General features: G+C 55.2%; 2 rRNA genes. Both read right to left on the reverse strand.

Annotation, left to right across the window (positions count from 1 at the left end):
- Positions 1–191: 191 nt before the first annotated feature.
- Positions 192–3,321: ribosomal RNA gene (locus J7I84_RS20825) — 23S ribosomal RNA — on the reverse strand.
- Positions 3,322–3,813: 492 nt separating this feature from the next.
- Positions 3,814–5,336 (reverse strand): 16S ribosomal RNA (locus J7I84_RS20830).
- The 16S and 23S rRNA genes sit together here, the layout of an rRNA operon.
- Between the last annotated feature and the right edge of the window lie 97 nt (positions 5,337–5,433).

Below are 5,433 nucleotides of genomic sequence, written 5' to 3' on the forward strand. Positions count from 1 at the left end.
TGTTTAGAAGAGCCACCCGTAACCCTTGCCCCGCACCGGCCAGCCATCATGGGCTGGGGTGGGGAAACTTTGTGGTTACAACATTGTGGTGTTGTGTATTCAGTTGTTGGTTCCGTACCAGGGCCCCGTGTGTTGGGGGTTGTTGGTTGGGAACCACATAGTGGACGCAAGCAGAGTTTGTATGTATCTGTGTGGTGTAAGTTATCGGCCTATTAGTACCGGTCAGCTTCACGAGTCGTTAGTCCTCGCTTCCACATCCGGCCTATCAACCCAGTGGTCTGGCTGGGGGCCTCTCACACCCGAGGGTGTATGGAAATCTCATCTCGAAGCGAGCTTCCCGCTTAGATGCTTTCAGCGGTTATCCCATCCGAACGTAGCTAATCAGCGGTGCACTTGGCAGTACAACTGACACACCAGAGGTTCGTCCGTCCCGGTCCTCTCGTACTAAGGACAGCCCTTCTCAAATTTCCTGCGCGCGCAGCGGATAGGGACCGAACTGTCTCACGACGTTCTAAACCCAGCTCGCGTACCGCTTTAATGGGCGAACAGCCCAACCCTTGGGACCTACTCCAGCCCCAGGATGCGACGAGCCGACATCGAGGTGCCAAACCATGCCGTCGATATGGACTCTTGGGCAAGATCAGCCTGTTATCCCCGAGGTACCTTTTATCCGTTGAGCGACGGCCATTCCACAATGTACCGCCGGATCACTAGTCCCGACTTTCGTCCCTGCTCGAGATGTCTCTCTCACAGTCAAGCTCCCTTGTGCACTTACACTCGACACCTGATTGCCAACCAGGCTGAGGGAACCTTTGGGCGCCTCCGTTACTTTTTAGGAGGCAACCGCCCCAGTTAAACTACCCGTCAGGCACTGTCCCTGACCCGGATTACGGGCCGAAGTTAGATGTCCAAAGTGACCAGAGTGGTATTTCAACGATGACTCCACCCGAACTGGCGTCCGGGCTTCAACGTCTCCCACCTATCCTACACAAGCCACTCCGAACACCAATACCAAACTATAGTAAAGGTCTCGGGGTCTTTCCGTCCTGCTGCGCGTAACGAGCATCTTTACTCGTACTGCAATTTCGCCGAGTTTATGGTTGAGACAGCGGGGAAGTCGTTACTCCATTCGTGCAGGTCGGAACTTACCCGACAAGGAATTTCGCTACCTTAGGATGGTTATAGTTACCACCGCCGTTTACTGGGGCTTAAATTCTCAGCTTCGCCTTGCGGCTAACCGGTCCTCTTAACCTTCCAGCACCGGGCAGGAGTCAGTCCGTATACATCGTCTTGCGACTTCGCACGGACCTGTGTTTTTAGTAAACAGTCGCTTCCCCCTGGTCTCTGCGGCCCCGATCCCCTCCCACCAGCAAGTGGTGTTCAAGGTTGGGGCCCCCCTTCTCCCGAAGTTACGGGGGCATTTTGCCGAGTTCCTTAACCATAATTCTCTCGATCGCCTTAGTATTCTCTACCTGATCACCTGTGTCGGTTTGGGGTACGGGCGGCTAAAACCTCGCGTCGATGCTTTTCTCGGCAGCATAGGATCACCAAATCCCCCCACAAAGGGGGTCCCATCAGATCTCAGGCTCAATGAGCGGCGGATTTGCCTACCACTCGCCCTACATCCTTAGACCGGGACAACCATCGCCCGGCTCGGCTACCTTCCTGCGTCACACCTGTTAATACGCTTGCCTCCCAGGATCAGGTCCCGCGCTCCACCAAAACCCTTCACCCACAAGGGGTGTCAGGCAGGTCTCGGGCGGTTAGTATCCCCTGTTCAACATGGACGGTTTTTCGCCGGTACGGGAATATCAACCCGTTGTCCATCGACTACGCCTGTCGGCCTCGCCTTAGGTCCCGACTTACCCAGGGCAGATTAGCTTGACCCTGGAACCCTTGATCATTCGGCGGACGGGTTTCTCACCCGTCTTTCGCTACTCATGCCTGCATTCTCACTCGTGTAGGCTCCACCACTGGTTTACACCGCGACTTCACTGCCCACACGACGCTCCCCTACCCATCCAAACGCCTGAACCACAAGGGCTTAGCTAAAATTTGAATGCCACAACTTCGGCGGTGTACTTGAGCCCCGCTACATTGTCGGCGCGGAATCACTTGACCAGTGAGCTATTACGCACTCTTTTAAGGATGGCTGCTTCTAAGCCAACCTCCTGGTTGTCTTCGCAACTCCACATCCTTTCCCACTTAGCACACGCTTAGGGGCCTTAGTTGGTGGTCTGGGCTGTTTCCCTCTCGACTATGAAGCTTATCCCCCACAGTCTCACTGCTGCGCTCTCACTTACCGGCATTCGGAGTTTGGCTGACGTCAGTAACCTTGTAGGGCCCATTAGCCATCCAGTAGCTCTACCTCCAGCAAGAAACACGCAACGCTGCACCTAAATGCATTTCGGGGAGAACCAGCTATCACGAAGTTTGATTGGCCTTTCACCCCTACCCACAGCTCATCCCCTCCATTTTCAACTGAAGTGGGTTCGGTCCTCCACGACGTCTTACCGTCGCTTCAACCTGGCCATGGGTAGATCACTTCGCTTCGGGTCTAGATCACGCCACTCACACGCCCTATTCAGACTCGCTTTCGCTACGGCTGCCCCACACGGGTTAACCTCGCGACGTAACACTAACTCGCAGGCTCATTCTTCAAAAGGCACGCCGTCACCAGAATCAGACTGGCTCCGACGGATTGTAAGCACACGGTTTCAGGTACTGTTTCACTCCCCTCCCGGGGTACTTTTCACCTTTCCCTCACGGTACTGGTCCGCTATCGGTCATTAGGGAGTATTTAGGCTTATCAGGTGGTCCTGACAGATTCGCACGGGATTTCTCGGGCCCCGTACTACTTGGGATACTCTCACAGGCGGTACAAACACATTACGGTTACGGGACTAACACCCTCTCTGGCCGGCCTTTCAAAACCGTTCACCTATGCGCGCACATCACACCCCACTGTCCCGGCAGAAACAGTACGGAAAGTCCCACAACCCCGACCATGCAACGCCCGCCGGCTATCACACATGGAACGGTTTAGCCTGATCCGCGTTCGCTCGCCACTACTAACGGAATCACTATTGTTTTCTCTTCCTGCGGGTACTGAGATGTTTCACTTCCCCGCGTTCCCCCCACGCACCCTATGTGTTCAGGTACGGGTCACCAGGCAACTCGCGCCCCTGGCGGGGTTTCCCCATTCGGACACCCTGGGATCACAGTCCGGTTATCGACTCCCCCAGGCTTATCGCAGATTCCTACGTCCTTCTTCGGCTCCTAATGCCAAGGCATCCACCGTGTGCTCTTAAAAACTTGACCACAAAGATCAAAAACTAATTTCGAGAGAACCACGAAAACTGTCCACACGATCAACACCACCCCAAAGGGCGATACCACCACGCGCAGCCAGATCCAGGTTCATATATCTTGGAAATTGCTTCTTATACAAGATGCTCGCGTCCACTATGTAGTTCTCAAACAACAACCCCACACCACACACCCCACACAAACGCATGCGCGGGCCGTCATGGCAGGGAAACCAGAAACAAACACTCCCGAAGCCAAAACCCCGGTCCTGTTGCCTCAGGACCCAACAGTGTGCCAAACACTAAACCCCCACATCCCCCGGCCACCGTTCCAGAACCACAAGGGCTCGTACTAGGACAACACAGGACAACACGACAGCCGCTATTTGTTGATATTCCACCCATGAGCACCCGCCGCAGAACAATCGCCTGCGCAACGGGCTTGCTTCCTGACAACCCCCACACCAGCATGCACCGGTAATGAACAGTTGGAGGTGCTCCTTAGAAAGGAGGTGATCCAGCCGCACCTTCCGGTACGGCTACCTTGTTACGACTTAGTCCCAATCGCCAGTCCCACCTTCGACAGCTCCCTCCCACAAGGGGTTAGGCCACCGGCTTCGGGTGTTACCAACTTTCGTGACTTGACGGGCGGTGTGTACAAGGCCCGGGAACGTATTCACCGCAGCGTTGCTGATCTGCGATTACTAGCGACTCCGACTTCATGGGGTCGAGTTGCAGACCCCAATCCGAACTGAGACCGGCTTTTTGGGATTAGCTCCACCTCACAGTATCGCAACCCTTTGTACCGGCCATTGTAGCATGCGTGAAGCCCAAGACATAAGGGGCATGATGATTTGACGTCGTCCCCACCTTCCTCCGAGTTGACCCCGGCAGTCTCCTATGAGTCCCCACCATCACGTGCTGGCAACATAGAACGAGGGTTGCGCTCGTTGCGGGACTTAACCCAACATCTCACGACACGAGCTGACGACAACCATGCACCACCTGTAAACCGACCGCAAGCGGGGGACCTGTTTCCAGGTCTTACCGGTTCATGTCAAGCCTTGGTAAGGTTCTTCGCGTTGCATCGAATTAATCCGCATGCTCCGCCGCTTGTGCGGGCCCCCGTCAATTCCTTTGAGTTTTAGCCTTGCGGCCGTACTCCCCAGGCGGGGCACTTAATGCGTTAGCTACGGCGCGGAAAACGTGGAATGTCCCCCACACCTAGTGCCCAACGTTTACGGCATGGACTACCAGGGTATCTAATCCTGTTCGCTCCCCATGCTTTCGCTCCTCAGCGTCAGTTAATGCCCAGAGACCTGCCTTCGCCATCGGTGTTCCTCCTGATATCTGCGCATTTCACCGCTACACCAGGAATTCCAGTCTCCCCTACATCACTCTAGTCTGCCCGTACCCACCGCAGATCCGGAGTTGAGCCCCGGACTTTCACGGCAGACGCGACAAACCGCCTACGAGCTCTTTACGCCCAATAATTCCGGATAACGCTTGCGCCCTACGTATTACCGCGGCTGCTGGCACGTAGTTAGCCGGCGCTTCTTCTGCAGGTACCGTCACTTTCGCTTCTTCCCTACTGAAAGAGGTTTACAACCCGAAGGCCGTCATCCCTCACGCGGCGTCGCTGCATCAGGCTTGCGCCCATTGTGCAATATTCCCCACTGCTGCCTCCCGTAGGAGTCTGGGCCGTGTCTCAGTCCCAGTGTGGCCGGTCACCCTCTCAGGCCGGCTACCCGTCGTCGCCTTGGTAGGCCATTACCCCACCAACAAGCTGATAGGCCGCGAGTCCATCCAAAACCACAAAAAGCTTTCCACCAACCACCATGCGATGGAAGGTCATATCCGGTATTAGACCCAGTTTCCCAGGCTTATCCCAGAGTCAAGGGCAGGTTACTCACGTGTTACTCACCCGTTCGCCACTAATCCACCCACAAGTGGGCATCATCGTTCGACTTGCATGTGTTAAGCACGCCGCCAGCGTTCATCCTGAGCCAGGATCAAACTCTCCGTTGAAAACAAACAGACACAACCAAAACCACCGGAAATAACGGCGGCAAAAGCTGCACAAAATTTGAAACCAGCTAAAAACACCATGCACACCACGGGGTGG

This window comes from Arthrobacter sp. ISL-85 (genome assembly GCF_018613675.1).
Taxonomy (GTDB): domain Bacteria; phylum Actinomycetota; class Actinomycetes; order Actinomycetales; family Micrococcaceae; genus Arthrobacter.